Raw genomic sequence first — 25,051 nt, 5'->3', positions numbered from 1 at the left:
TTATTCGGGGCGGTGTTTGATGGTGTATAGGGCACACTAACTAAGAAATATTTGCAATATTGATAAAAATTGTACCAAATTTGCTCACTTTTTTAAGAGATTAATATTTATACAATAGTTATGGCTACGAATATTTTGATTGCCGACCAAGAAACACACTTCTTCAGCGACGTGTGTAAAAACTTCGATCACGCTGCACAATTCACCAAACACGATGCAGGCCTGCTTGATCAAATTAAATCATGTAATAGTGTTTACCGCTTCCGTTTCCCTATCCGTAAAGGAAATAGTTTTGAGGTAATTGACGCATGGCGTGTTGAGCATTCGCACCACCAGTCGCCAACCAAAGGCGGTATCCGATACAGCGAAATGGTGAACGAGGATGAGGTGATGGCCCTCGCCGCGCTAATGACTTATAAATGTGCCATTGTTAACGTTCCTTTCGGCGGCGCCAAAGGCGGTATCAAAATAAATCCTAAAAACTACACCGTAAGCGAACTTGAAAACATCACCCGTCGTTACACTGTAGAATTAATTAAAAAGAACTTTATCGGCCCCAGCATTGACGTGCCCGCACCAGACTATGGATCGGGCGAGCGTGAAATGAGCTGGATTGCTGATACCTATGCTACCATGAACCCTGGCCAACTGGATGCTATGGGTGCTGTAACTGGTAAGCCTATTGCCCTGCACGGCATTGCCGGCAGAAGGGAAGCAACCGGTCGTGGTGTGGCTATAGCTACGCGCGAGTGTGTGAGCGTTGGCGAGGATATGCAAAAGATTGGCTTGTTGCCGGGTTTATCTGGCAAAAGAGTAATTGTGCAAGGTCTTGGTAATGTAGGCTATTACTCCGCCAAGTTCCTGTCAGAAATGGGCGCGATAATAGTTGGTTTGTGTGAGTTTGAAGGTGCTATTTATAACGAGAACGGTTTAGATATCGAGGCCGTATTCCAGCACCGTAAAGCAACCGGTTCTATTTTAGGTTACGCAGCTGCAATACAAGAGTTTACCAATACCATGGAAGGCCTTGAGCAGCCATGCGATATCCTGGTGCCCGCTGCTCTGGAAAACCAGATCACCGAAGCTAATATCCGCAATATCCAGGCTAAGATCATTGTTGAGGGCGCAAACGGCCCAACATCACCCGAAGCCGAAGCTATATTTTATGCCAACGGTGGTATTATAGTACCGGATATGTTTGCTAACGCTGGCGGTGTAACTGTATCTTATTTTGAATGGTTGAAGAACCTGAGCCACGTAGCTTTTGGCCGTATGAACCGCAGGTTTGAAGAGAATTCTAATTTGAACCTGGTGAATATGGTTGAAGGTATTACCGGTGTTGCTTTAACTCCAATCCAACGTTCAACTATTATCAAAGGTGCATCTGAATTAGAACTGGTAAATTCAGGATTGGAAGATACCATGATCCGCTCATACCACGAAATCAGGGAGATCTACAAAAGCAATCCTGATATTGGTACCTTGCGTAATGCGGCGATGGTTGGTGCTATCAACAAAATAGCGGTATCTTATCAAAACTTGGGTATCTGGCCATAATTAAGGATTTAATAGTTTTATATATAGCGAGGTGGGTTTGAAAAAGCCCGCCTCGTTTTGTTTAAATAGGTCATAGAACATAAGAATGATGTTTTGAATAGTTTTTGCATCTTTATTGCGTGTATAAGACGACGCTAAAATTTAAAAATCAGCAAAAACAAAAAAATAAAGAGCGCCAGTTAAAAACCAAAAGATTGAAAATAGCAGAATCTGCTTTTTGGGGTGTATCGGTTGTATCCTTTTTTTACGCTCTTAATAAACTTGATGATACGTTTGTTAAGCTTTTACCCGTACTGTTTGTGTGGGGGCTGTCAGGCTTGATAGTATCTGTTTTTCTTGTTAAGGATATGAAAGTTTTTTGGGCAGGCGTTATTTTCTCGGGAGCAATATTCGTAGCTTTACCATTGCTTTTAAATGATTTTTTTTCTGATAAGGAACAACAGGTTTTTAAGGTTAGCATCAGGCATAAACATCATGAGCATTCGAGAAGCCGGGCATCTGCCGAAGTAGAATTTGGAGGAATTGAGAAGAATGTAACCGCTGTAGATAATGAACAGGTTGATACATCTTCATACATTTTGCTTACAGTAAGCAAAGGGTATTTAGGGTATTATCTTATGAAAGACACCAAATTCGTAAAAGATTAACTTATCCGCGATAGGGATTGCAGCGGATACCGGCCCACGAGCGTAATGCCTGCAGGCGTATGAGCGAAAAGCCCGGGCCGAAGGCATCGCCCCCAAAAATACAATAATAAAGAGGCGTCATTGCGAGGAACGAAGCAATCCCCGACTTCACAGAGCGGCTATGTAAATGTCCCTGTACAGTTCGCGATTGCTTCGTTCCTCGCAATGACGCAATTTTTATTTTTCTATCAAGAATGATTCTAAATAATACATATGTCTTGTAATAAACATTATTCGCTTCACGTTTTGTATTTTTGCAAATCGTTATTTTAATTATATAAACCGCGGATGAAAAAAAGTGCAATTTTTGGTCTTGTTGTTATCGCTGTAGCTATAGCGGTTATCATTAGTGTTTATTCAAGCTCAAGCACCTATGCTACCTTTGCCGAAGCGCAGCAAACCAGCAGCGAACTGCATGTAATAGGCCATTTCAGCAAGGGAAAAGAAATGGTTTATGACGCAACTAAGGATGCCAATTATTTTTCATTTTACATGAAAGATAATAAAGGCGAGGAGCGTAAAGTTGTTTTTACGGGTACCAAACCTGAAGATTTTGAGCGTTCGGAACAACTTGTACTTACCGGCCAGATGGTTGGCAGCGAGTTCCACGCCTCAAAAATCCTGATGAAATGTCCATCCAAATACACACAGGATAAGTTAGAAGTTACAGAAGTAAAGGCTAAGCAAGCCAGCATTTAATCATTTTTGATGAATACAGTTTTTAAGGGCGAACACCTTTTACCGGGACAGATCGGCCAGTTTTTTATTGTTCTTTCGTTTGGTGCAGCCCTGCTGTCATTTATAAGCTATTATTTTGCCACTACTGATGATGCCGGTAAGGCTGATAGCAGCTGGCAACGTTTAGGTCGTTTAGGCTTTTATGTAAACTCTGTCGCCATTGTAGGAATGGGTACCTGCCTGTTCTATGTACTTTACAATCACTATTTTGAATATCATTACGCCTGGGCTTATACCTCGCGTTCGTTGCCTGTTTATTACCTGGTATCAGGTTTCTGGAACGGACAAGAGGGAGGCTTTTTACTTTGGGCTTTCTGGCAGGGCGTTTTAGGTAATATCCTTATTGTTAAAGCCAAATCATGGGAGCGCCCGGTGATGACAGTTGTCGCTTTATCGCAGGTGCTGTTAGCTACCATGGTATTGGGTATCGATATTTTTGGCAAACGTATTGGCAGCTCGCCATTTTTATTATTGCGCAATTCGGGCATTGAAGCACCGATATTTTCGCAGCCAAACTACCTGGATTTTATAAAAGACGGACAAGGCATGAACCCATCACTCCAGAATTACTGGATGGTTATTCACCCGCCAACATTGTTCCTTGGTTTTGCTTCTATCATTGTTCCTTTTGCTTACGCGGTTGCGGGGCTTTGGCAAAAACGTTATAAAGAGTGGGTTCAACCTGCTATATCATACGCTTTGTTTGGTTCTATGATATTGGGCACAGGCGTTATCATGGGCTCTTTCTGGGCGTACGAGTCACTAAACTTTGGTGGTTTCTGGGCCTGGGACCCGGTTGAAAACGGTTCTATTTTCCCATGGTTAACTATTGTGGCGGCTTTGCACGTACTCATTGTTTATAAAAACAGCGGTCACTCTTATTTTACAGCTACTTTTTTGGTGCTGATCAGCTTTGTGCTGGTTTGGTATACGTCTTTCCTGTCAAGGAGTGGTATCCTGGGCGAGAGCTCGGTACATGCCTTTACCGATTTAGGGATGTTCTGGCAACTGGTTATAGGTATCCTGATATTCCTTGCGCTGTCAATTTTTGTTTTGGTATGGCGATGGAAGGAATTGCCTATCACTAAAAAAGATGAAGAAACTTACTCACGCGAGTTTTGGATGTTTGTGGGGGCTGTGTTTTTAGGTTTGTCATGTTTCCACCTTATTGTGGTAACGTCGGTACCTGTATGGAACGCTATGTTTGGCACCAAGATAGCACCACCTGCCGATGCTGTTAAGCATTATAACGTGATCCAGGCATCGTTTGCATTTGTGATAACATTGCTAACTGGTTTTACACAATTTTTGAAATACAAAAAGACAGATATTACCAGGTTCTTCATCACCACCGGCGTTTACTTCGTTTTCGCGATATTGGTTACCGCGCTTGTTGTTTACTTAACCGGTGTTTACCGTCTTAACTTTGTATTTAACCTAATGATGTGCGGTTCCGTTTATTCGGTAATTGCTAACGGCAAGGTTTTGGCCGACGCATTTAAAGGTAAATTTAAACTGGCAGGTGCAGCTGTAGCTCACATCGGTTTTGGCCTGCTTTTGGTTGGTTCAATCATAGCGGCGGGTACCAGTAAAATAGTATCTGAAAACGCGAGCGGCGTAGTTAACGTACAGGGCTTTGATGCTAAAGCCGGTAATGCCCGCGAAAATATTATGATCTACAAAAACACTCCGGTTAAAATGGGCGATTATACGGTTACCTACCTTGGCGACTCGATATCATCACCGTACCATTTTTACAGGGTGAATTACAAAAAGGTAGATGCCACCGGTAAGGTAGTTGAGGAGTTTGTATTGAAACCAAAAGTACAGGCCAGCCGTGATGCGGGAATGGCTTCATCGCCGGATACCAAGCATTACCTGTTTAATGATCTTTATACCCATGTTACAGCTATCCCAAGCGAAGGTTTTGCTATGCAGGGCGAAGCTGGGCACGACGAAGGTAACGACGATAAAAACTATGATGAGCCGGTAGCCCATGAGGTAGCCATAGGCGATACCATCAGGTACCGTGATGGCTTCATGATAGTTAAGTCATTAAATAAACAGGCCACGGTTCAGAATATTCCGCTTACTGCCAATGATGTGGCTATCGGTGCTAATATTGAGGTACATGGCCATGATGGTAAAGTTTATAACGCCGAGCCTGTATTCATGATCAGGGGCGGTAATGTTTTTGATTTTGCACGTAAGGTTGATGATGCCGGTTTAAAACTGCGTTTCTCGAGGATCAACCCTGAAAATAAAAAGGTAGAGATCACCGTTTATCAGCAGCCGCAAAATAAACGTCCATGGATAGTGATGCGTGCCATCAGCTTCCCATATATCAACTTCTTCTGGAGCGGTACAATCATTATGGTTATTGGCTTCCTGCTTTCTATCCAAAGACGTAATAAAGAACTTAAAACCGTTTAACTATTGTTAAATGGATATTACCAGGCATCAGTATGAAATTGCTCAACACGGTTTTTCTGTTGTTGAACATATTTATACTGATGCTGAAGTAAACGAAATCATCTCCAGTATTGAGCATGCAAATAAGACTGGTCCGCTGTTCAGGCAAACTGACGATTTGTTTGCCATAAGGCAGTTTTTAAAAGCTGTACCCGAAATATCCCCACTGATTTTTACGGATAAATTAAAGACCTGCTTACGGCAGTTGTTTGGCGACGGATATTTCGCTGTTAAATCCATTTATTTTGATAAACCCGAAGCATCTAACTGGTTTGTGGCCTGGCATCAGGATTTAACCATTTCGGTTGATAAAAGAGTTAACATTGCCGGTTACGGTCCGTGGACGGTTAAGCATAACCAGTTTGCAGTGCAGCCGCCATTAAGTATCCTACAGGATAATTTTACCATCCGCATTCACCTGGATGATACCGACGAAGGCAACGGCGCCTTGAAGGTGTTACCGGGTTCACATCTTAAGGAAGTCTATCGTCCCGAAAATATCGACTGGCAGCAGGAAACTGAAGTAAGCTGCAACGTACAAGCAGGCGGTATCATGGTCATGCGACCGCTGCTTATGCACGCCTCAAACCGTACTACTAAAAAAAAAGAAGGGTAATGCATATTGAATTTAGTAAGGCAAAGCTTGCTGAGGGAATTGATTGGGCGGAAAAGATTTATTGATCGTACTTCCTTGTTCCGTAAGGTACTCCGACATTTATGAAGAACGCTTTCAACATATCGTATTTCTGTTTACAATCTGTTCCTACATTTATTTGTTCTGAACCGGACTCACTCGCCTTGCAAGCAAAGCAAATATCAAGATGGTCAATTACATTATCATTTTTATCAAGAAATACGATCGAATTGCGTGGCTCGAAGCAACCTGGCAGGGCTGTTATCAGGTAGTTTTTCATACCGCTATAGCCATAGTTGAAAATAATATCAGAGAACTTTTCAAGTTGTTCACGCGTTAAGACTTTCGCCTGCTTAACATTGTCGTATCTTAAGTGGCCATTTTCTATAATAATGCCTCCGATGCTATCAGGCTCTTCTGATGTTTTAGGAAAACCTGCCGAATCAATAATTATATTGGGATTTTTTGGCAGGCCAACATATGATATTGCTAAAATTTTAGTTGCAACTGAAAACGGATATTTCTTTAACCGTTGGGCAGCAGTAAATCTGTTTGTATAGAAGCAATTGTCGAATTCAGGCTTATAGCCCTTGATGCTTTCACGCGGATATGTTATATGATATACAATTTTTCGTTGAGCGTGTTTAATCTTTTTATGTATTGTGGAATCAGCTGAATGATAATTGACATTTGCGTAACAGGCAAGGTTTATCAATAATAGTAAACACGTAATCAATCTAAATTTCATCTGCTAAAACTACAGATTAAATTGATTGGCTACCTCTTCAAAAACGAAAGTATCTTAGCATTTACCGTATCGGCTTTTTCAATCATAGGTAAATGTGCCGCGCCATCAACAGGAAAGAAGTCGGTCTTTAGTACGCTGCGGATAGAATCGGCGAAACGCGGTAATACTGTTTTGTCAGCTTTGCCCCATATCAGCAAAACGTTTTTACCCGTGCTGTTTAGGCAGATGTTGCTTTGTTTACCGTTTTGGTTATAGTTATACATGGTTGAAACCAGCGCGTTCCTGAAGCCCTTATAAGTCATTTGGGGTAAGTATAGTTTTGTCCATCCCGGATGAGTTTTTGGATAAAGGAAATCGGAGGTTTGCCCGTTTGCGCGTTCATCAGAATTTACGGCTTCATTATACAATGTAAAATACTGTGGTGCTGTAGGTTTTTTTTGCTCGTATACCGGGTCGACAAGGATTATCTTGTTGATGAGCTCGGGGTGGGCGCAGGTAAAGTTAGTTACTACTGCTCCACCGAACGATACGCCCGCTAAATTTATTTTTCCTGTTAACTTAAGTTGTTTAATTAAATCAAGCAACTGCGTGTTGTAAAATTCCTGGTTGTAAGTGGCATCGGGCCTGTCCGAATAGCCGCGACCATACATATCATATCGTAATACCCGGTAACCTTTTTTTATCAGAAAGTCATAGGTAGGATCCCAGATATAATAAGGCACGCTGAATCCATGGACAAGCATAACTACTTCGGCACTGTCCGGCCCTTCAAGCTGGTAATGAGTTACCCCCTGGCTTAGTTTGATGAAGCTTCCTGAAATGTTTTTGCGCTCGGCATTGGTTAAGGTTTTGGTTTCTTTATTGTTATATCTGTAGAAGCCGTATAGTATTAATGACGCGGCCCCGACAAGAAATATCACAATAATGATGCTTACTTTAAGTATTTTCATGCGGTAGTAGATGTTGGTTTCTAAAGTACAGAAATATTTATACTACAGATAGTTAAATAATTTATTCATTGTAAAGAATATATGAACATTACTATAATTGGCTCCGGCAACGTTGCTACACACATGGCAGCCGCGTTTAAAAATGCCGGGCACCGCATTGTTCAGGTTTATAGCCGCGATATCCAACACGCTGCATTACTGGCTTATCACGTTGGTGCCGAAGCCATAGATAATCTTGCCGATATCAATCCGGACACGGGATTATTTGTTGTTTCGGTTAAGGATGATGCCATAGCAACAATTGCTGAAGCATTGTCGGCGCATCAAAAATTGATAGTACATACCTCCGGTTCAACCGATTTGAGCACTTTACTGGCTTTTACGCCCAATGCAGGCGTTTTTTACCCGCTGCAAACCTTTAGCAAGATAAAGGAGCTTGATTTCAGATCTGTCCCGCTCTGTCTTGAAGCGGACAACGATAGTATTCTCGCAGATTTAAAGCAGCTTGCATTTACCGTTAGTAATAAAGTATACACAGTAAGCTCTGCTCAGCGCAGGATATTACATTTGGCGGCGGTGTTTGCTTGTAATTTCCCTAACTATTTGTATGGAGTAGCCCAGGACTTGCTGGCGCAGAATCAATTGGAATTTGATCTGCTGCGTCCGCTGATTTTGGAAACGGCACAGAAGGTGCTTGAGCAGGAACCGCGCAATGTGCAAACCGGTCCGGCAGTGCGGAATGATGAGGGTACAATGGCCGCTCATATGCAGTTGTTAAGCGATATGCCTATGTTACAGGAAGTTTATACTTTATTAAGTCAGGGCATTATCAAAAACAATAAAGGGCTTACGGCAGACGAGTAATTTTGTTACTTTTGCTTAAATGAACATTTATAAAATAAAGGTCAATTTCGAGGAAAAAGGGCACGAAAGCGTTGAGTTGCCTATTGCCGAGGGTGAATCTGTATTAGACGTATGCCTGGAGAATGGCATAGAACTACAGCACAATTGCGGTGGTGTTTGCGGATGCAGCACCTGCCATGTTTACGTAAACAAAGGGATGGATAACATCCAGGAGATATCCGATAAAGAAGAGGATTTTATTGACAGGGCTGTTAATCCGCGTATCAACTCGCGTTTGGGCTGCCAGTGTGTGATTGTTGATGGCGACATTGAAGTTACCCTGCCTGATCAATCGCAGTTTTTAGGCCACTAATATTTGCTTTGATCCGTTTAAAACAATAAATAAAACGTATAACTTACAGCGTATTAGTGTTACCCCAGTTAGTACGTAAAATCAATAAAAATGAGCGACAATAAATTTGCCTTGCCAATTCATTGGAATGATTATGAAGATATTGCTATTGAACTTTATGAAAAGTTTGGTGACGATTTTGACGAATCAAGAATATACCGGATCCGTTTTACCGAACTGCTGGAGTGGGTATTGAGCCTTCCTAATTTTGCCGGTACACGTGCCGAATCAAACGAAGGCCACCTTGAGCAGATCCAGTCGGCCTGGGTATACGAGTGGCGTGATAATCAGTAATTCAGCTGGCAGTTTTTAGTTGGCAGTTTTCAGTTTACAAATAACGGTTGATCGTAGCTAACAACTCTTGAACCGAAGAATTTTTGTAATTACAACAATGGAATCATTCCTGAATAAATTAAAAGATATTACTACGCTCATTTTTGATGTGGATGGCGTTTTAACCGACGGCTCTGTTTTTGTGACAGATACAGGCGAGCAAAGCCGCGCGTTTAACATTAAAGATGGCTATGCGCTGCAATTGGCTGTTAAATGTGGTTATAATGTTTGTGCCATATCGGGCAGCCGCTCAAAAAGTGCTATGTACCGTTTAAATAGCCTGGGGATACAGGATGTTTATATGGGTACGCATACTAAATCTCAACGGTTTAAGATCTATCTTGAAGAAAAAAGTATCATAGCTACAAATGTACTGTACATGGGCGATGATATTCCTGACCTTGAAGTAATGAAACTTGCCGGCCTGCCGGTTTGCCCTGCCGATGCCGTTGAAGAGATCAAAGCCGTTAGTGCCTACGTATCACCGTATGGTGGTGGTAAAGGTTGCGCCCGCGATATCATCGAAAAAGTGCTCAAAGTCCAGGATAAATGGATGAGCAAGCAGGCCTATAGCTGGTAGATTGTAGTTCATAGTTGATAGATCATGGTTCATGGAATTAGCCCAGCATATCAGGGTGACAAACAGTTTTGCTGCTGCTATGATCTATGAACTATTTGCCATGAACTAATCAATCCTGTTACCATCATCTATGAACCATCAACTATGAACTAAAAACACATGCAAAAAATCCCACACGTAATTCTCGCATCAAAATCACCAAGGCGGCAGGAGCTGCTCAGGCTTATGGATATTGATTTTAGGGTTGTACTTAAAGATGTTGATGAATCCTTTCCCGAAGGATTGACCCCGCCTGAAGTTGCCTTGCATATCGCCCGTAAAAAAGCTGAAGCCTTTGATGAAACGGTAGGGGATGAGGTTGTGCTTACCGCCGATACCATAGTTTGTATTGATGGGTTGATATTGGGCAAGCCCGAAACCCGTGAGCATGCTATTGAAATGCTGCAAAGATTATCTGGCAGGGTGCACCAGGTTATTACCGGTGTATGCTTGCTGTATAAAGGGCGGTATAATAATTTTTACGACCTTACCGAAGTATTCTTCCGCAAGCTTTCGGATGCTGAGATCAGCAATTATGTAGATAAGTATCAGCCGCTCGATAAAGCCGGATCATACGGTATCCAGGAGTTAATTGGCCTGATAGGTATTGAACGCATAGATGGCTCATACACCAATGTTGTTGGTTTGCCTACCGAGAAGGTTTATGCCCAACTGATCGCGTTAAATAAATAATTCCATATCGTGTAAGCAGGCTTTCTGCACATCATTTTTCTTCCTGCTATCTGCATCATTTGGCTTTGTTCGTCGTGACATCTGTGCTAAACATCGTTACTTTTTTATAAGGCGGTTTTTCCAGGCATATTTAAATAAATAATTATTTAAATTAAACCTTTATTTCCGGCACAGTCTAATGATTTAAATAAAGGGAGTAATTTGTCATGAAAAAAACTATTAATACAGGGCTGGTGTTACTGCTGGTGGCCACTCTGTCTGCATGCAGCAGCTACAATTATTACACCGCAGCCCGAAACAAAACAGATTTATCCGCTTACCGTACATTTGCCTGGCTACCTCCTGCAACCATGACCAATAAAGCCGGCGCAGTTGTAAAAAAGGAAGTGGCTGATGAAAGAGTTAAGGATGCGGCTATTTCTGCATTGGAAAACAAAGGATTGAAATTTCAGGAAAGCAACCCCGATTTAATGGTGAGTTATACTACCGTTACCGGCAGGGGAATGAAAACTGAGTTTTATTATCCAGCCTACTATGGCGGCTATCCTGGTTTTGGCTTAGGATTTGGCTGGGGTTGGGGCGGCGGCTGGGGCTATCGTCCGTTTTATGGTTACGGTGGCTGGGGCTGGGGCTATCCTTATGGTTACGGCTATGGCTACGGTGGTGGTGGCTATGCCCGGGTGCCTTACAAAGAAGGTACGCTAATCATTGACATTATGGATGCCAGATCGCGCAAATTAGTATGGCGCGGCTTTGGTGTAGGCGAACTACACAATCCGCAAAGAACCGTAAAGGAATTACCAAAAGTGGTTAACGGTATCATCGAACAACTGAACCTTAACCAGGTACAGCAACCCCAGGTACCAATGAGAAAGGCTTAAAAAATTGCTGATCGATTTATTGAACTAAATGAAAATACCTTCTGGCGTAAAGTCAGAAGGTGTTTTTGTTTATGGGGTTAACGGAATAGAATTATCGAATAGCATGTTCGATTTTATTCAATGGTTATGAGTGTGCTCCCAATGCTCATTCGGCTTGCAGCCGCTCCAAAGTATTTATGCTTGTATTGCTTTCTGTTTGCGGTATAAATGAATAACTGCAAAAACAAATGCCACAATTGCTAAAACAATTACCCAGGTATCGAGCGGGCAGGGAGAATCATTATCCGTAGGTTCACAAGGAGACTCCAACTGGGCAAAGCAACTTAATGCCGCCATTACAAAAACAAGGGTAGCTGAAAATATTTTCCTAATCATACTCACAATATCTTTTATTATAGTTTAACAAATTTACTTACTCCAACTAACTGCTTGGTCTTGTTATTGATAACCTTAACAATGTAGGTTCCTGGAACGAAGCTGCTTACGTTATTTTTCCAGTAAAGTTCAGTAATATTTACTGATTTTAATATTATGCCACTACTGTTAGTTATTTCAATATTATAATTAGATGAGGCGTTTGGTTGCGATATTCTAATGTTAATACTTTCTGCTGTTGGGTTCGGGTAAACAGAAAGCCAGTTATTAGCTATAGTATTACTGATATTAGCATACATCAGCGAAACATCTTTTGAAAAACTAATATCATTGTTAAGATCTGTAAGCTGTAAACGATATTTATTAAGCCCTTTAACCGGGTTAACATCGGTATAGTTGTAGCTGCCGGCGCTGTTTGATTGAATCACATCAATATTTTGCCATGTTGTTCCGTTATCGGTACTTTTTTGCACAACAAAGGTAGTATAGTTGGCTTCGTTTTTTACTGTCCAGGTTACTTTTGCGGCCGCTATAACCTTAACAGCTGTAAAATCAATCAACTTTAAGGCCAACGCCGGATCCTGGCGTAAAACAATTGAAAAACGGTCTTTACCAAATGATGCCGCATTGCCTTTATCAATATTGAAGTTGTAAGTGCGGTTGTTTTTGATATCCAGCGAATCTTTGGTTAATGCATCTTTTAACCAAACTTCATAAATATCCGGTAGATCCGTCAAATCAGATAGTTTTAACTGGTAAGGGCCTGAAGCGGTAGCATCAGCAAATAGAGGAATTACCTCCTGTTGTTTGTGCGGGAAAGGTCTGCGATGGATGGTGGCTTTTAGGCTATCAGCAGAAAATATTGACAAACTTACCAGGGCGCCACTACCTCCAAGATCCTCGGCATCTTTTTCTTTATTAAACAGTGGGCTGATGTCTTTATCAAGCGCAAGTACCACGGCATCAACATTTACCGAATCTTTTATGAGCCTGAAACGGAGCCTTGGTTCTGCATCACTCTCGTTAACTGCCTGAGGTTGCATAGTTGCAAAGCTTGCAAGTTTAGATGTTGAAGCCAAAACCGGTCTGTCCGGGGTACTTAATATAGCATTTAACGAACCGGTGTTTGGTTGTGTATTTGTTTTAGCCGACTCTCTGAAGGTTAATGTCTGTCCGGTAGCAGTTGCGCGTACAAAAAAACCCTGGCCGGTTGCTATCATGTTACTTGCAAAACCATCGCTTGATATGCCGGGATTAACATTTGAAACTGTATCTGCCGAAGCAATTGCTGTTTTCTTTTGCTCGTAAGTAGAGTATTGTTTGGTTACTGGATTGAACACCCATATTTTAAGCGGGCTGCTTAAGGTAGCTCCTGATTCATCCGGGAAGCCCCCTCCATAAATAGAGGATTTAGCCTGTACCGATTGCCTGTTAAATTTCTCAATGTTTATGGTACTTGCATAAGGGTTGCCAACCAGGTTATAACCGGATACTTTACTGCCTGTGGTAGTGCTGTACATTAACGTAGAAGCCTGACTATACCAATGCTTAACGGTGATATTACCGGTATTTAAAGTGCCCGTAGTAGTAAAAGTGGTTCCTGTTGGTACGTAGCTTGCAACAGTTTCGGCTGCTATACTGGCTACAGACCTGTCACCTCTGAAAAAGAATAGAAAACCATTACCTACAGGTAAAGTAAATGTGCCAGATTCTCCATCAAACGCATAGTTTGGTGCGCTGTTTAAATTGTTAAGCCCCCTGTAATTTCCGCTTGTGAAACTTGTATTTGACGATGCAAGGTTTTCCCTGAAGAAATATATAGTTGGGTTGTTGGCATTTGGCGAAAGGTCAAAGCCACCGGAGGTAGTTGTTGTTCCGGTCACATATGCGTTGTTTTTAAAATAGTTAACGGTATAAATACCCGAGCCATTATTTACCGGCGAGGTTAACAGGCGGTAACCTCTTTTTGAGGTGCCACCGGCGATATATCTTTCTACACTAAAGTTACCGGTAATGGTTAATCCAGAAGGTATGGCGGCTACAGTAGCCGATTGTGTTGCTAAGCTTTTTAATGTAACTGTAGCCGGGGAACTAACAATAAGGTTACCGCTGGTCATGGTAAGTACGTTGTACAGATCAAGCTTGCCTGCAGTTATTGTTACATTGCCACCTGTAACTGTGTTGCTTACTGTCATATTACCTAATTGCGATGTGCTTGCGGTACTTGAACCAGTAAATGATTGATTGGTATTTGGTGATACCCCATTCCAGGTAATACCAGAGGCGTTGAAATTGGTCCCGGTACCCATAGTAAGTGTGCCGCCGGCGCTGTTGAATATATTGCAGCCTACATTTAATGTAAATCCACCCAAATCCAGTTTGGCACCGTTATTAACGGTAAGTGTATAGGCGCTCTTATTGGCTGTTAATACCGGATAAAAGTTTGTTGTAGCCACGCCTATAATAATAGCTTCGGTGCCGTCCAGTTTAGGGGCCTGGCCAGCAATACCTGTTGAGGTGTTAGTCCAGTTGTTATCGGTGCCTACCGCTGTGGTTCCCGCCAAGCCAGTCCAGGTATAAGTTTGTAAGGTTGGTGTTACGATGGCTGTGTTCTGGGTACAACCGTTCACCGTTGTGGTAAGCGTGTAGTTAGTAGTTGTGGCTTTGCTAAATGTAGCCGGGTTACCGCTTCCTGTGATACTTGGAGTTGCATTATCAACCCAACTGTAAGTTGGCGTACCAGGCATTGTTTGGGCGGTAATAGTTAAGGGGTTGTTAGCACAGTAACCTGCCGAGAACTTGTACAGGTTCATATCGTTTGATGTGATCTCTGAAGCAGAAAGTTCGTGGTTATAAATAGCCACATCGTCAAGTATACCAACAAAATAATCATTTGACGGACGGCTTGGCCAACCCTGCAGGTTATCACCTCCAATGCGCCAAAACTCATTAATTTGCTGCGGAACTGTATAAGTAGCTGTTGATGCTTGCTGAGTGCCGTCTACATATATACGCATACCATTGGTAGGTCCATCGGTTACAATAACATGGTGCCATAACCCATCGTTGTAAGCAGTGGTTGTGTTGATAGTTACAGTGCCCCCGTTGTAAACACCGTAATATAACAGGCCTGCATCATTCATATACAGGTTACGGTCTTGCGTTGCATTGCTACCTGTTTGATTCCCGCCTATGCCTATTAGCTTGCCGCCCGCAACGGTTGTTTTAAACCATATGCTGTAACTAAAAATTAGCGGAACATACTGTGTTGTTGTTGATATATATTGCGGGCTTGCATTTGTTCCGCTAAAGCTGTAAGCACCATTGGCAAGGCCATTTCTGTCGGCTACTGTAGTAGGCAGCGTAGTGCCTTGCAGGGTGCCGTTGTTACTTAAGCCCGACCAGTCCGTTAAACTGCCACTTTCAAACGGATAGCTTAACATCGGGCTGTTTATAGATGATGATGCTTTTGGATTTACAGTAACCGTAACTGCGGTGCGCAGTGTGGTTGTTGTTCCGGATGTTGCCGAAACATAAAAAGTTGTAGTGCCGCCTACAAATGGCGTATAACTTGCCGAAGTACTGCTCTGCAGGGCGGTGGTTGTTGTATTGTCAATATACCAGTTGTAGGTAACCCCGGCAATTGCTCCGGTTACTGTAAGTGTTGTACTCCCCGCACCGCAAAGAGTTGTGCCACTTACTGTAGGGCCTGCGAGACCGACAACCACGGTTTGGGTTGTTGTGCTTGAACATGAGCCTTTGGTTACAGTCAGGCTTATGGTTTTAGTACCCGAGGTAAGCCATGAAACGCTGTATCCGGCTTGTGTGCTGCCTGTTGCCGTGCCGCTGTCAAATGACCAGGTATACGTTGCGGTAGCATCATAAGTGCTTGTAAGGGTAACAGTAGAAGTGCCCGTAACAACAGTAACCGGAGATGTGGCTGTAAATACACTGCCAGGTAAGCTGGTTACTGTTGGGGTATAAGTCGCAGTTGATGAACAGCTGCCCGGCCCGCCGGTTACTGTTAAAGTATAATTACCCGCTGAGGCACTTGAAAATACCCCCGGGTTCCCCTGATAAGTAGTACCTGATGGGCTTGTCCAGTTATAGGTAGCACCGGTAATGGTTGGAGCATAAATGCTGATAGGACTGCCGGCACAAACGGGAGTATAGCTGCCTATCTGGTTAACATCATTAAGCGCACTAACTGCCGAACTTGTAAGCTCTGTATTGTATATGGCTACATCATCGATACTACCATTAAAATATTTGCTTGTGGGGATTGATGGCCATGAACCACCTAAATCATCGAAGCCAATTTTCCAATAGCCGTTCCGTGTTTCGGCCGCATAATATGCCAATGAACCAACGGAATTATTATCTACATACATCACAATGCCTGATGTAGCCCCGAACGTAACTACCACGTGGTGCCAGTTACCGTCATTATAACTTGAGGCCGAAGTTACAGTGCGCGTGCCGCCGTTATAAACACCAAAAATCAGCTGTCCGCTGTTGGTCATATAAAGGTGACGGTCATAGCCGCCTGAAGCTGATACGTTTTGGCCGTCACTAAAGCTTATAAGCTTTCCTCCCGAAGTTGTTGTGGTATTAAACCACATACTTATAGTAAAAGTTTGCGGACCGGCAATTTGTGTTGTTGATGACATCCACTGTGTGCTGCCATTGAAGCTATAAGCACTATTAGCGAAACCATACCTGTCGGTAGTTAAAGTAGGCGCATTTTCCAATACGCCGTCATTTTGATTACCCGAAACATCTTTTGTATTACCACTGAAGGAATACGAAATCGCGGCATTGGGTACCGGAGAACTAACTATGGGATTAATGGTTGCTGTAACTGCAGTACGGGGGCTTTCTGAGCCGCCCGAAGTATAAGTAACATAAAATGTAGTTGTGGTTGTTATAGTCGGCGAATAACTTGCTGTACTTGCCACTGCAGTACCGCCGGTAGCGGCAGTGTACCATTTATAGGTACCACCCGACGGAGAGCCGCCTGAAGCTGTCAAAGTTACCTGCCCGGCACCGCAGCGTGATACTGAAGATGCAGTAGGAGGGGCCACGTTTGTGAACGATACGATATTATTACCGGTAGTTGAGTTATTGGTATAACCATTATATGTTGGGTTGGTATAATCTGTAGTTCGGATTTGTACAGCACCCGTTTGAGTATAAGTATTATATGGGGCTGGGTTACCATAATTTAACGACGAAAGCACATCTACTACTAAAAAATAATCAGCCACGCGGGTCAATGAGCCATCTGAATTTCCTGAGCTGTAATTTGGATCGCCTGAGCCCGAGTTGATAGATGCGGACTGCATTGTAGGACTGTTTATATTTACTGTGGCCAACAGTGAGTTGTCGCTTGTAGTGGTATAAGTATCATCAATTGATTTATACAAACGCCCGTTAGTGAAAAAAGCATTTATGTTGGTACCTCCGGAAGGAGTTATGCCAAAATTTATATCCGCGATAGTGTAAGTACCCCTTGTGTTTATTTGAATGCCAGATGTTACAACATTGGTTTGCCCGGCATAAAACGATGGCTGGGTAATGCCGTTGCTGGTTGAACTTACACTTGTAACACTCATGCGGCGTGTATACAGTTTCAAGTTATCCCAGTAAAAATTATTACCGGTAGTACGTAAATCGGTAGTAGCTAATATGCTATAGGAGTAAGTATTTAAATTGCTTTGTGTTGATGTGCCGACATATGTTGTTGCTTCATTGCTGGAGCCCGAAACAGGATTGGCCCAAACAGACCATTTACCGGTATTTAGGCGTTGCACTTTTATTGACCAGACAACATTATTGGTAATAGGAAACGTAATTAAAGATTGGATATCATACTGGGTATTTCTGTAACGGAGGATCATGTTTGTTCCTACCTGTGTCATATAAAACCCCTGGATTGTTTGGGAGGTTTGGTCATAGGTACTGGCACTTAACCAATATTGCCATGCAGCATCGCCAGTATTGGCTGGTCCGGACCTTTGCCCGTTATCATAAGGTTCAATGGGTGACGTAGAAGAATTGTTTTTATATAGGAAAGTCCATTCGTAATCGTAGTCGTTAAGATTTCTGTCGAGAGTAGGAGCTATAATTGAGCCGTAAATGTTATTTTTTTGATTAACGCCGGCAACAGATGTTAAAGCAATGGTATTATTGAAAGTTGTACTTGTAGTTGAAGTAAGTACAATGGTTTTGGCTAATGGGTTTAAGTAACCTACGCTGCCAATATTATTATCATCATAAGGATTATAATAAAACTGGTTTGCAGCGGTAAACTGCACTTCCTGCGCCGCAACAGTACTGAACAGGCATAGCAGGTAGCCGGCAAACAAAACGCGGAGTAATTGTGCTTTCAAATTAATAGGTTTTAGGGAGCAATTGCAATAATGATGCTAATTCAATAAAAACGCGACGAAACTACAATATTTCACTCAATAAGGCACTTACGTTGAAAATGATGGCTTGGATTTGAGGTTTTATTATGAAAATGAAAATAAAAGTGTGGTTAATTATTAATTATAATTTACCCACATTGGGGAATAATTTCCACCTTGCTTTTAATCAATAAGCATGTTATTAACTTACTGGTAGAGATTTTAAAATTTCAATAATTGATAGATTTTTTAAGAATATTCCTAAAAAGAGTGTTAATTTTTATTGTTGATGCTAATAATTGAGCACGGTGGCCAAATATTTACAATGTGGCTGTGCTTTTTGAAAGAGAGAGTGTGAAGATATCACTGGAAAATATGCCGGGTATTCCATCTGTAATGCGGAGCACCCGGCATAGGAGAGAAGGTTATTTAACCTTTTGGCTATTATTGCCTCGGTTAAGATCGGGCAGGGCAGCATCGGGATCAATAGTTACCGATTCGGCTTCCTGTGTGGTAGGCAGTGTGTAGTTTATCTGTTTGTATTGCAGCCAGGTTTCAACCGGCAGGTAAAAGCGTTTTTTGTTGCCGTCTTTAAATTTTACCTCTACAGTAAATGGCATTGGCAGTTGTTCTTTGTTCACCACATTTATAGTGATACCCTTAGAAGTATCCTTGCCTGCATATTTAGCATCAATGAGGGCTATATCAACTAACCAGTTATTGTAAAACCATCCTTTCCAGAACCAGGATAGGTCTTCACCGGCACCATTCTCCATCGACCTGAAGAAATCATCGGGTTGCGGATGTTTAAAAGCCCATTGATTAATATAGTTTTTAAATGCGTAATCAAACCTGTCTTTCCCTAAAATCTGTTCACGTAATAAAACCAGGCCAAAAGCAGGTTTATAGTAGGTGAGCGGATGGCGGTATTTTTCAGGAATAGCGTCAGGTGCTGTCATAATACTTGGCGACTGCGGGTCAAGCATGGCCGGTATGATCTCATCGGCTGGATTACCACCTCCCGGAGCGTATTCGCTATCGCGTTTCGGAGCGTATTCGCCTTTGTTAAACGCGTCGGAAGCGTAGATATCTATAAAGGTGTTCAGGCCTTCGTCCATCCAGCCGTAGCGGCGCTCGTTTGATCCTACGATCATAGGGAACCAGTTGTGGCCAATCTCGTGCGCAGTAACCCAATACAGTACGCTGCCTTTATCGGTAATGCCGTCAAACACGATACCGGGGTATTCCATACCGCCGGCAATACCAGCCTCATTAATGGCAACAGGGTAAGGGTATTCAAACCATTTTTCCGAAAAATATTCTATTGATTTTTTAAGGTATTCGGTAGCCCGGCCCCAGGCGTCGTTGCCGTAACTTTCGGCTGGGTAAACGCTCATTGCCAATGACTTTTTGCCGCTGGGCAGGTTCACCCTTGCCGCATCCCATATATAAGCCTTTGATGCGCCAAAGGCAACATCACGCGTATTAAGCATTTTAAAATGCCAGGTAAGTGTTCCCTTATTAACCGGGCGACTGGCATGATCGTTAACCTCTGCCAAATCGCGGATCATGATGGTTTTATCGCTATTTCGCGCCTGATCTAATCGGGCAATCTGTTTAGCGGTAAGCACTTCTTTAGGGTTAAGCAATTCGCCCGATCCGGCTACGATCATATCCCATGGTACAGTAACAGCATAATCTATATCTCCGTAATCAAGATAAAATTCGCCGCTGCCTAAAAACGGGAGGGTATCCCAGCCATGACTGTCGTCATAAACGCACATCCGCGGAAACCACTGGGCAATTTCATAGATCTTGCCATTTTTGGTATCGCAATAATCGGTACGGCCGCCAAAAGCGCCAGGAATGGTATAATGATAATTAATACGCAGTTTGATGGCCCCTTTTTGCAGCGGGTGTGCAAGGCGGACCTGCATACGGGCGTCAGAAATTACGAAGGGCACAGGTTTAACCACATCGCCATAATCAACTGATACGGATTCTATCTGGTAACCACTGGTATGCTGATCAGCAGCCGGTGAATGATCTGTGAAAAAATTAGAGCGGGCATCTTGTTTGTATGTGTTTTGATCAAGTTGCAGCCAAAGGTATGGCAGGGCATCCGGACTGTTATTGGTGTAATTGATCACAACAGTACCGCTTATGGTTTTGCTTGTGGTATCAAGTTTAACTTTAAGGGTATAGTCGGCCCGGTTTTGCCAGTATTTTGGGCCGGGAGCACCGTTTGGCGAATGAAAATTGTTACCTTTTTCGGTATAAAACATAGGCCTGAAAGCCTCTGCCGGATTGTAGTTTGATGAAGTATCGTTAGGATTGAGTTTCCTTTTTTGCGCCGATGCGCCGAGTGCTAAAACCGACATTAAGCCAATGCCGATAGATCTTAATTTCATGCTGCTTATTTAAGCACCCAATATACAAAGGATGCCTGTAAAAAATAATCTTATAAAAAAGTTAAAACGGTTTATGGAATTATGCTGACAACTGCATCCTATAGGTAAATTAGTAAAATGGGCCCTATTCCACATGTCAGCATACCTAAACCTTGTCATGAACAGTGGCAACAGATGACAACCGTTAGCAATGGCCGTTATTGCGGTCATTGCTGCAAAACGGTGATTGATTTTACTGGTATGAGTAATCAGGATGTAATCAACTACCTGGCAAAAAGTGGTAATGTTTGTGGCCGTTTAAATACGGGGCAGCTAAGTACCATCAATCATGAATTGTTGAGCGCCCCCAAGCAAAATTGGAAAACATGGTTAACTGCCATGTCGCTTTTGCTTTTAACGCCGATAACCAAAGTTGAAGCAAAAACTCAAAATAGAACCGAACAGGTTCCACGGCAGTTAAAGGATAAGCTTTTACATCAGGATACGGCAAGGTTGTATATTATCAAAGGAAGTGTTAAAGATGTGTATTCCCTTATACCGGGAGCTACTATTTCCATAAAAGGAGAATATGAAAGAGTGATATCAGATGCCGAAGGCCGGTTTAAACTTGCTGCGGCATCACTAAATGATACGCTCAGGGTATCGTATATCGGTTATGTACCACAGGAATTCAAAATCGCAGATATCATTAACAAGCCGAATTTTGTGGTAACCATGGCTGAGGACCTAACAAATACCCGTTGGCAAACTGTTGTAGCCGGCGGGATTTGTGTACGGGCTTCTTTACCAAAAAGGATCTGGCGTAAAATAAAAAGCATATTTTAGTGCATATAAAAGCTAAACTTGCACTTTCCAGTAAATATCCCTTTAGGCCGGTCATCAATTCCGGTACATTTTGTTTGCGAAACGTTATCGTATTTTTTAGGCTATCAATACTATGCCTGGCTGCGTAAACACACCACTGATAAGATCTCTGCGCATCACCGGTTAATTATTTTTATTGGCGCGGCGACGGGTGCATTCATTGGCTCACACCTTATAGGGATTTTTGAAAATCCGACTTTGCTATCCTCACAGTTCAGTATTATCTACTTTATGAGTAACAAAACTATAGTGGGCGGCATGCTTGGTGGCTTGATAGGCGTTGAGCTTACCAAAAAGCAATTGGGTGTAACGGCTTCGTCCGGCGATCTGATGGTTTATCCTCTTATCCTGGCTATGGTTATCGGGCGTACGGGATGCTTTTTGGCAGGGCTGGAGGACGGCACCTATGGAGTAGCATCAAACTTGCCATGGGCTATCGATTTTGGCGACGGTATCCGCAGGCACCCTACCAATCTTTATGAAATTATATTTTGGCTGATGCTTTGGGTTGTGCTGAAGCTTATAGAGCGAAAACGGCAGTTTGCCGATGGCGCAAGGTTTAAAGTATTTATGACAAGCTATCTTATTTTCAGGCTTCTGGTAGAGTTTATCAAACCCGATTATTTTTTCAGTTTCGGTTTGTCGGTAATTCAGTTAGTTTCTATTGCCGGTATTTTGTATTATTATAAAGTATTTCTACATCCTAAAAAACTGTTTATAAACCATGCCTGAACGCCCGTATATTTATTATGATTTTACGCTGAGCATTTGCTCTACCTGTTTGCGCCGGGTTGATGCTAAAATTGTTTTTGAAGATGATAAGGTTTACATGCTTAAAAACTGCCGTGAGCATGGTTTTGAAAAGGTACTGATTGCCACGGATATTGAATATTATAAAAACTGCCGCAACTATGCTAAGCGAAGTGAAATGCCGCTAAAGTTCAATACTAAAACACATTACGGATGCCCTTATGATTGCGGTCTTTGCCAGGATCATGAACAACATTCATGCTTAACAGTTGTAGAAGTAACAGACAGGTGCAATTTAAGCTGCCCAACGTGCTACGCCATGTCATCGCCTACTTATGGCAGGCACCGTACTTTAGCCGAAATTGAGCAGATGCTGGATGTTGTTGTTGCTAATGAAGGTCAGCCGGATGTGGTGCAGATTAGCGGAGGAGAGCCTACTGTGCATCCTCAGTTTTTTGAGATCTTGGATATCGCCAAAACTAAGCCCATTAAACATTTAATGGTAAATACCAACGGTATTCGTATAGCTAAGGATGAGGCTTTTGTGAAACGGTTGGCCAGTTATATGCCCGATTTTGAGATCTACCTGCAATTTGATTCGTTTAAAAAAGAAGCACTCGAACAGTTGAGGGGCGAAGATTTGCGCGAGGTAAGACAAAAGGCCATTGAAAATCTTAATAAATATAATCTCTCAACTACTTTAGTTGTTACCCTTCAAAAAGGCCTTAATACCGATGAGATAGGTCAGATTATTGAATATGCGCTGAAGCAGCCATGTGTGCGTGGTGTAACTTTGCAGCCAACACAAGAAGCCGGCCGGTTAGAGAATTTCAGCAGCCAAACGGATAGGTACACCATGACCGAGGTTCGGAATGCCATATTGGAACAAACTAATGTGTTCAACAAAAACGACCTGATCCCGGTACCGTGTAATCCGGATGCTTTGGTGATGGGCTATGCCCTTAAACTGGGCGGCGAGGTGATTCCGCTAACCCGGATGATTAACCCGGATGATCTGCTGGATAATTCAAAAAATACCATAGTATACGAAAATGATGAACGCCTGAAAGGGCATCTTCTTAATATGTTCAGTACGGGTAACTCGGTAGATAAGGCTAAAGAGCACCTGCATTCGCTGCTATGTTGTTTGCCCGAAATAGATGCACCTAACCTGGGCTATGATAACCTGTTTAGGGTGATCATTATGCAATTTATTGACGCGCATAACTTTGATGTGCGGGCCATCAAAAAATCCTGTGTGCATATCGTAAACAAGGATATGCAGATTATCCCCTTTGAAACCATGAACATTTTTTACCGTGACGATAAGCGGGAATACCTGGAACAATTAAGAACAGAAATTTTGGTGTGATGGAAGCTGACAACAATAACGTAACATCGCAAGGCGGCAATAATGCCCCTGGTAATCATGAAGAAAAGAAGCCATCAGCAATGAAAATAGTGGGGTATAACCTGCTGGTGTTTGCTGCTTACACTGTTATTTGTGCGGTTACAAGTAAAGGTGGTGGATTTATTTTTGATATGTTTTTTATCGGCATTCATTTTTTTGCCTGTATCATATTTGCCATCATAAACAGAAGCCTGGTGTGGCTATTAAGCGCGATAATGATTTTAATTATTGGCTTCTCGACATGCGTAGGCTTGATAAACGTAAGCGGACTTTAATTGGCTATTGTTAACATCTCCGCCAAAACGCCTTCTTTTAATGAGTTTGTACACAAACTTACATTATGGATGTCCAACGCGTGCATGATAAAACGGGTAACTAATGATGCCGCCACAATCATATCAACCCGAATCGGGATAATGCCCGGATTGCCCGCCCGTTCTTTATGGCTCGAAAAAATGAGTTTGTTGGTTATGGTCAACAATTCATCTTCCTCAAAATCATAGTGCTTAATATTCTTTAAATCAAATGATTTTGCCTTTTCGGTTTCTATCAACCCGGCGAACGTTTCAAATGAGCCTGATGAGCCAACAAGAGTACCGATTTCGATGCCGGATGTGGCGATGAATAAATCACCCAATTTATCCTGAAGGTATAAATTTAAAGCTTCGATGGATGCCGGAGGGATAGGATCGGTGTGATGAAATTGGTCCATGAGCCGGGCGGCGCCTACTTCAAAACTTTGTTTCCACAAAATTTTATCGGTATTACCTAATATGAACTCCACACTGCCGCCACCAATATCCATGATCAATGAGTTTTTTGCTGATAAGCAACCGCTTAACTTTACTCCATTGTAAATGAAACCGGCTTCCTGCTCACCATCGATAATTTCAATGGCAATGCCTGTTTTTGATTCTACCTCTTTAATGAAATCTTTTCCGTTGGAGGCACTCCGCAAGGCGGAAGTAGCTATAGCCCTCACGTCGGTAACATGATTGGCTTCAATGAGCTCATGGAAACGCTGCATGGTATTTACACCACGCTGAAAAGCCTCAGGTACAATATACCCTTTGTTAATACCGCCTTCGCCAATTTTTACGGCTTCGGTAATATGTACAATTTCGCGGTAGTTGTTTATATCTCCTTCGGCAATCAACAAATGGAAGGTATTTGTACCCAAGTCCATTACAGCAACGCGTTTAGTCATGCAGCTAAAATAAATAATCCCCGAAATTGTTTAATTATTCCCGGGGATTTTATTCTG

21 protein-coding genes are annotated in these 25,051 nt (G+C 42.4%); 15 read left to right on the top strand and 6 right to left on the bottom strand.

What is annotated here, in order from left to right; all coding sequences use genetic code 11:
• Window positions 1-120: 120 nt before the first annotated feature.
• The 5 genes from DEO27_RS14155 to DEO27_RS14135 all read left to right on the top strand — a co-directional run bounded on the left by DEO27_RS14155 (window position 121) and on the right by DEO27_RS14135 (window position 6,069).
• Complete coding sequence (locus DEO27_RS14155) at window positions 121-1,557, top strand: Glu/Leu/Phe/Val family dehydrogenase (RefSeq protein ID WP_112573619.1); 1,437 nt, start codon at window positions 121-123, stop codon at window positions 1,555-1,557.
• Window positions 1,558-1,751: 194 nt separating this feature from the next.
• A complete protein-coding gene (locus tag DEO27_RS14150; protein WP_146750068.1) occupies window positions 1,752-2,204 on the top strand; it encodes a hypothetical protein in 453 nt (150 codons plus the stop codon).
• Window positions 2,205-2,531: 327 nt separating this feature from the next.
• Entirely contained in the window at window positions 2,532-2,942 is a 411-nt protein-coding gene (locus tag DEO27_RS14145) for a cytochrome c maturation protein CcmE (RefSeq protein ID WP_112573615.1), read from the top strand.
• A 9-nt stretch (window positions 2,943-2,951) separates the two neighbouring features.
• Window positions 2,952-5,414 (top strand): cytochrome c biogenesis protein CcsA, encoded by a 2,463-nt coding sequence (gene ccsA / locus DEO27_RS14140; RefSeq protein WP_112573613.1) that lies wholly within the window; start codon window positions 2,952-2,954, stop codon window positions 5,412-5,414.
• A 10-nt stretch (window positions 5,415-5,424) separates the two neighbouring features.
• Window positions 5,425-6,069: a phytanoyl-CoA dioxygenase family protein gene (locus DEO27_RS14135; RefSeq protein ID WP_223818249.1), complete on the top strand. Its 645-nt coding sequence runs from the start codon at window positions 5,425-5,427 to the stop codon at window positions 6,067-6,069.
• Window positions 6,070-6,127: 58 nt separating this feature from the next.
• On the opposite strand, the gene DEO27_RS14130 is transcribed toward DEO27_RS14135, so the two are convergent.
• On the bottom strand, window positions 6,128-6,835 hold the full coding sequence (locus DEO27_RS14130; protein ID WP_112573611.1) for a hypothetical protein: 708 nt from the start codon (window positions 6,833-6,835) through the stop codon (window positions 6,128-6,130).
• A 29-nt stretch (window positions 6,836-6,864) separates the two neighbouring features.
• A complete protein-coding gene (locus tag DEO27_RS14125) occupies window positions 6,865-7,785 on the bottom strand; it encodes an alpha/beta fold hydrolase (RefSeq protein ID WP_112573608.1) in 921 nt (306 codons plus the stop codon).
• A gap of 81 nt (window positions 7,786-7,866) precedes the next feature.
• On the opposite strand from DEO27_RS14125, the gene DEO27_RS14120 reads away from it, so the two are divergent.
• The 6 genes from DEO27_RS14120 to DEO27_RS14095 all read left to right on the top strand — a co-directional run bounded on the left by DEO27_RS14120 (window position 7,867) and on the right by DEO27_RS14095 (window position 11,566).
• Entirely contained in the window at window positions 7,867-8,649 is a 783-nt protein-coding gene (locus DEO27_RS14120) for a Rossmann-like and DUF2520 domain-containing protein (protein WP_112573606.1), read from the top strand.
• Window positions 8,650-8,668: 19 nt separating this feature from the next.
• Window positions 8,669-9,001 carry a 2Fe-2S iron-sulfur cluster-binding protein gene (locus DEO27_RS14115; RefSeq protein WP_091211301.1) on the top strand — a complete coding sequence of 111 codons (333 nt, stop codon included), beginning with the start codon at window positions 8,669-8,671 and terminating at the stop codon, window positions 8,999-9,001.
• Window positions 9,002-9,091: 90 nt separating this feature from the next.
• Window positions 9,092-9,334 carry a Fe-S cluster assembly protein IscX gene (gene iscX / locus DEO27_RS14110; protein WP_091171429.1) on the top strand — a complete coding sequence of 81 codons (243 nt, stop codon included), beginning with the start codon at window positions 9,092-9,094 and terminating at the stop codon, window positions 9,332-9,334.
• A 97-nt stretch (window positions 9,335-9,431) separates the two neighbouring features.
• Window positions 9,432-9,953 carry a KdsC family phosphatase gene (locus DEO27_RS14105; protein WP_112573603.1) on the top strand — a complete coding sequence of 174 codons (522 nt, stop codon included), beginning with the start codon at window positions 9,432-9,434 and terminating at the stop codon, window positions 9,951-9,953.
• A gap of 159 nt (window positions 9,954-10,112) precedes the next feature.
• A complete protein-coding gene (locus DEO27_RS14100; RefSeq protein ID WP_112573601.1) occupies window positions 10,113-10,685 on the top strand; it encodes a Maf family protein in 573 nt (190 codons plus the stop codon).
• Window positions 10,686-10,891: 206 nt separating this feature from the next.
• Window positions 10,892-11,566, top strand: coding sequence for a DUF4136 domain-containing protein (locus DEO27_RS14095; RefSeq protein ID WP_112573599.1), 675 nt, complete (start codon window positions 10,892-10,894; stop codon window positions 11,564-11,566).
• Window positions 11,567-11,740: 174 nt separating this feature from the next.
• Here the strand turns inward: DEO27_RS14095 and DEO27_RS14090 are convergent, their stop codons facing one another.
• The 3 genes from DEO27_RS14090 to DEO27_RS14080 form a co-directional block, all read right to left on the bottom strand.
• Window positions 11,741-11,941 carry a hypothetical protein gene (locus tag DEO27_RS14090; RefSeq protein ID WP_112573597.1) on the bottom strand — a complete coding sequence of 67 codons (201 nt, stop codon included), beginning with the start codon at window positions 11,939-11,941 and terminating at the stop codon, window positions 11,741-11,743.
• Window positions 11,942-11,958: 17 nt separating this feature from the next.
• Window positions 11,959-18,333: a LamG-like jellyroll fold domain-containing protein gene (locus tag DEO27_RS14085; protein ID WP_146750067.1), complete on the bottom strand. Its 6,375-nt coding sequence runs from the start codon at window positions 18,331-18,333 to the stop codon at window positions 11,959-11,961.
• A gap of 443 nt (window positions 18,334-18,776) precedes the next feature.
• Window positions 18,777-20,762 carry a M1 family metallopeptidase gene (locus DEO27_RS14080; protein ID WP_112573593.1) on the bottom strand — a complete coding sequence of 662 codons (1,986 nt, stop codon included), beginning with the start codon at window positions 20,760-20,762 and terminating at the stop codon, window positions 18,777-18,779.
• 240 nt (window positions 20,763-21,002) lie between these two features.
• Here DEO27_RS14080 and DEO27_RS14075 point away from each other — a divergent pair, with 240 nt between their 5' ends.
• The 4 genes from DEO27_RS14075 to DEO27_RS14060 are packed head-to-tail and all read left to right on the top strand — an operon-like array spanning window position 21,003 to window position 24,062.
• Window positions 21,003-21,587 carry a carboxypeptidase-like regulatory domain-containing protein gene (locus DEO27_RS14075; protein ID WP_223818248.1) on the top strand — a complete coding sequence of 195 codons (585 nt, stop codon included), beginning with the start codon at window positions 21,003-21,005 and terminating at the stop codon, window positions 21,585-21,587.
• 18 nt (window positions 21,588-21,605) lie between these two features.
• A complete protein-coding gene (locus DEO27_RS14070; RefSeq protein WP_112573589.1) occupies window positions 21,606-22,358 on the top strand; it encodes a prolipoprotein diacylglyceryl transferase in 753 nt (250 codons plus the stop codon).
• Window positions 22,351-23,748 carry a radical SAM protein gene (locus DEO27_RS14065; protein WP_112573587.1) on the top strand — a complete coding sequence of 466 codons (1,398 nt, stop codon included), beginning with the start codon at window positions 22,351-22,353 and terminating at the stop codon, window positions 23,746-23,748. The genes DEO27_RS14070 and DEO27_RS14065 overlap by 8 nt, the downstream gene beginning before the upstream one ends.
• The gene (locus tag DEO27_RS14060; RefSeq protein ID WP_112573585.1) at window positions 23,748-24,062 is read left to right on the top strand and encodes a hypothetical protein; all 315 of its coding nucleotides are present in this window, start codon (window positions 23,748-23,750) and stop codon (window positions 24,060-24,062) included. Before DEO27_RS14065 ends, DEO27_RS14060 begins: the two co-directional genes overlap by 1 nt.
• Here the strand turns inward: DEO27_RS14060 and DEO27_RS14055 are convergent.
• Entirely contained in the window at window positions 24,059-24,994 is a 936-nt protein-coding gene (locus DEO27_RS14055; protein WP_112573583.1) for an exopolyphosphatase, read from the bottom strand. The two genes, DEO27_RS14060 and DEO27_RS14055, sit on opposite strands and share 4 nt — an antisense overlap.
• Window positions 24,995-25,051: the final 57 nt, after the last annotated feature.

It is taken from the genome of Mucilaginibacter rubeus, assembly GCF_003286415.2.
In the GTDB taxonomy this organism is placed as follows: Bacteria; Bacteroidota; Bacteroidia; order Sphingobacteriales; family Sphingobacteriaceae; genus Mucilaginibacter; species Mucilaginibacter rubeus_A.
This window is presented reverse-complemented; position numbering and strand designations above follow the sequence as displayed.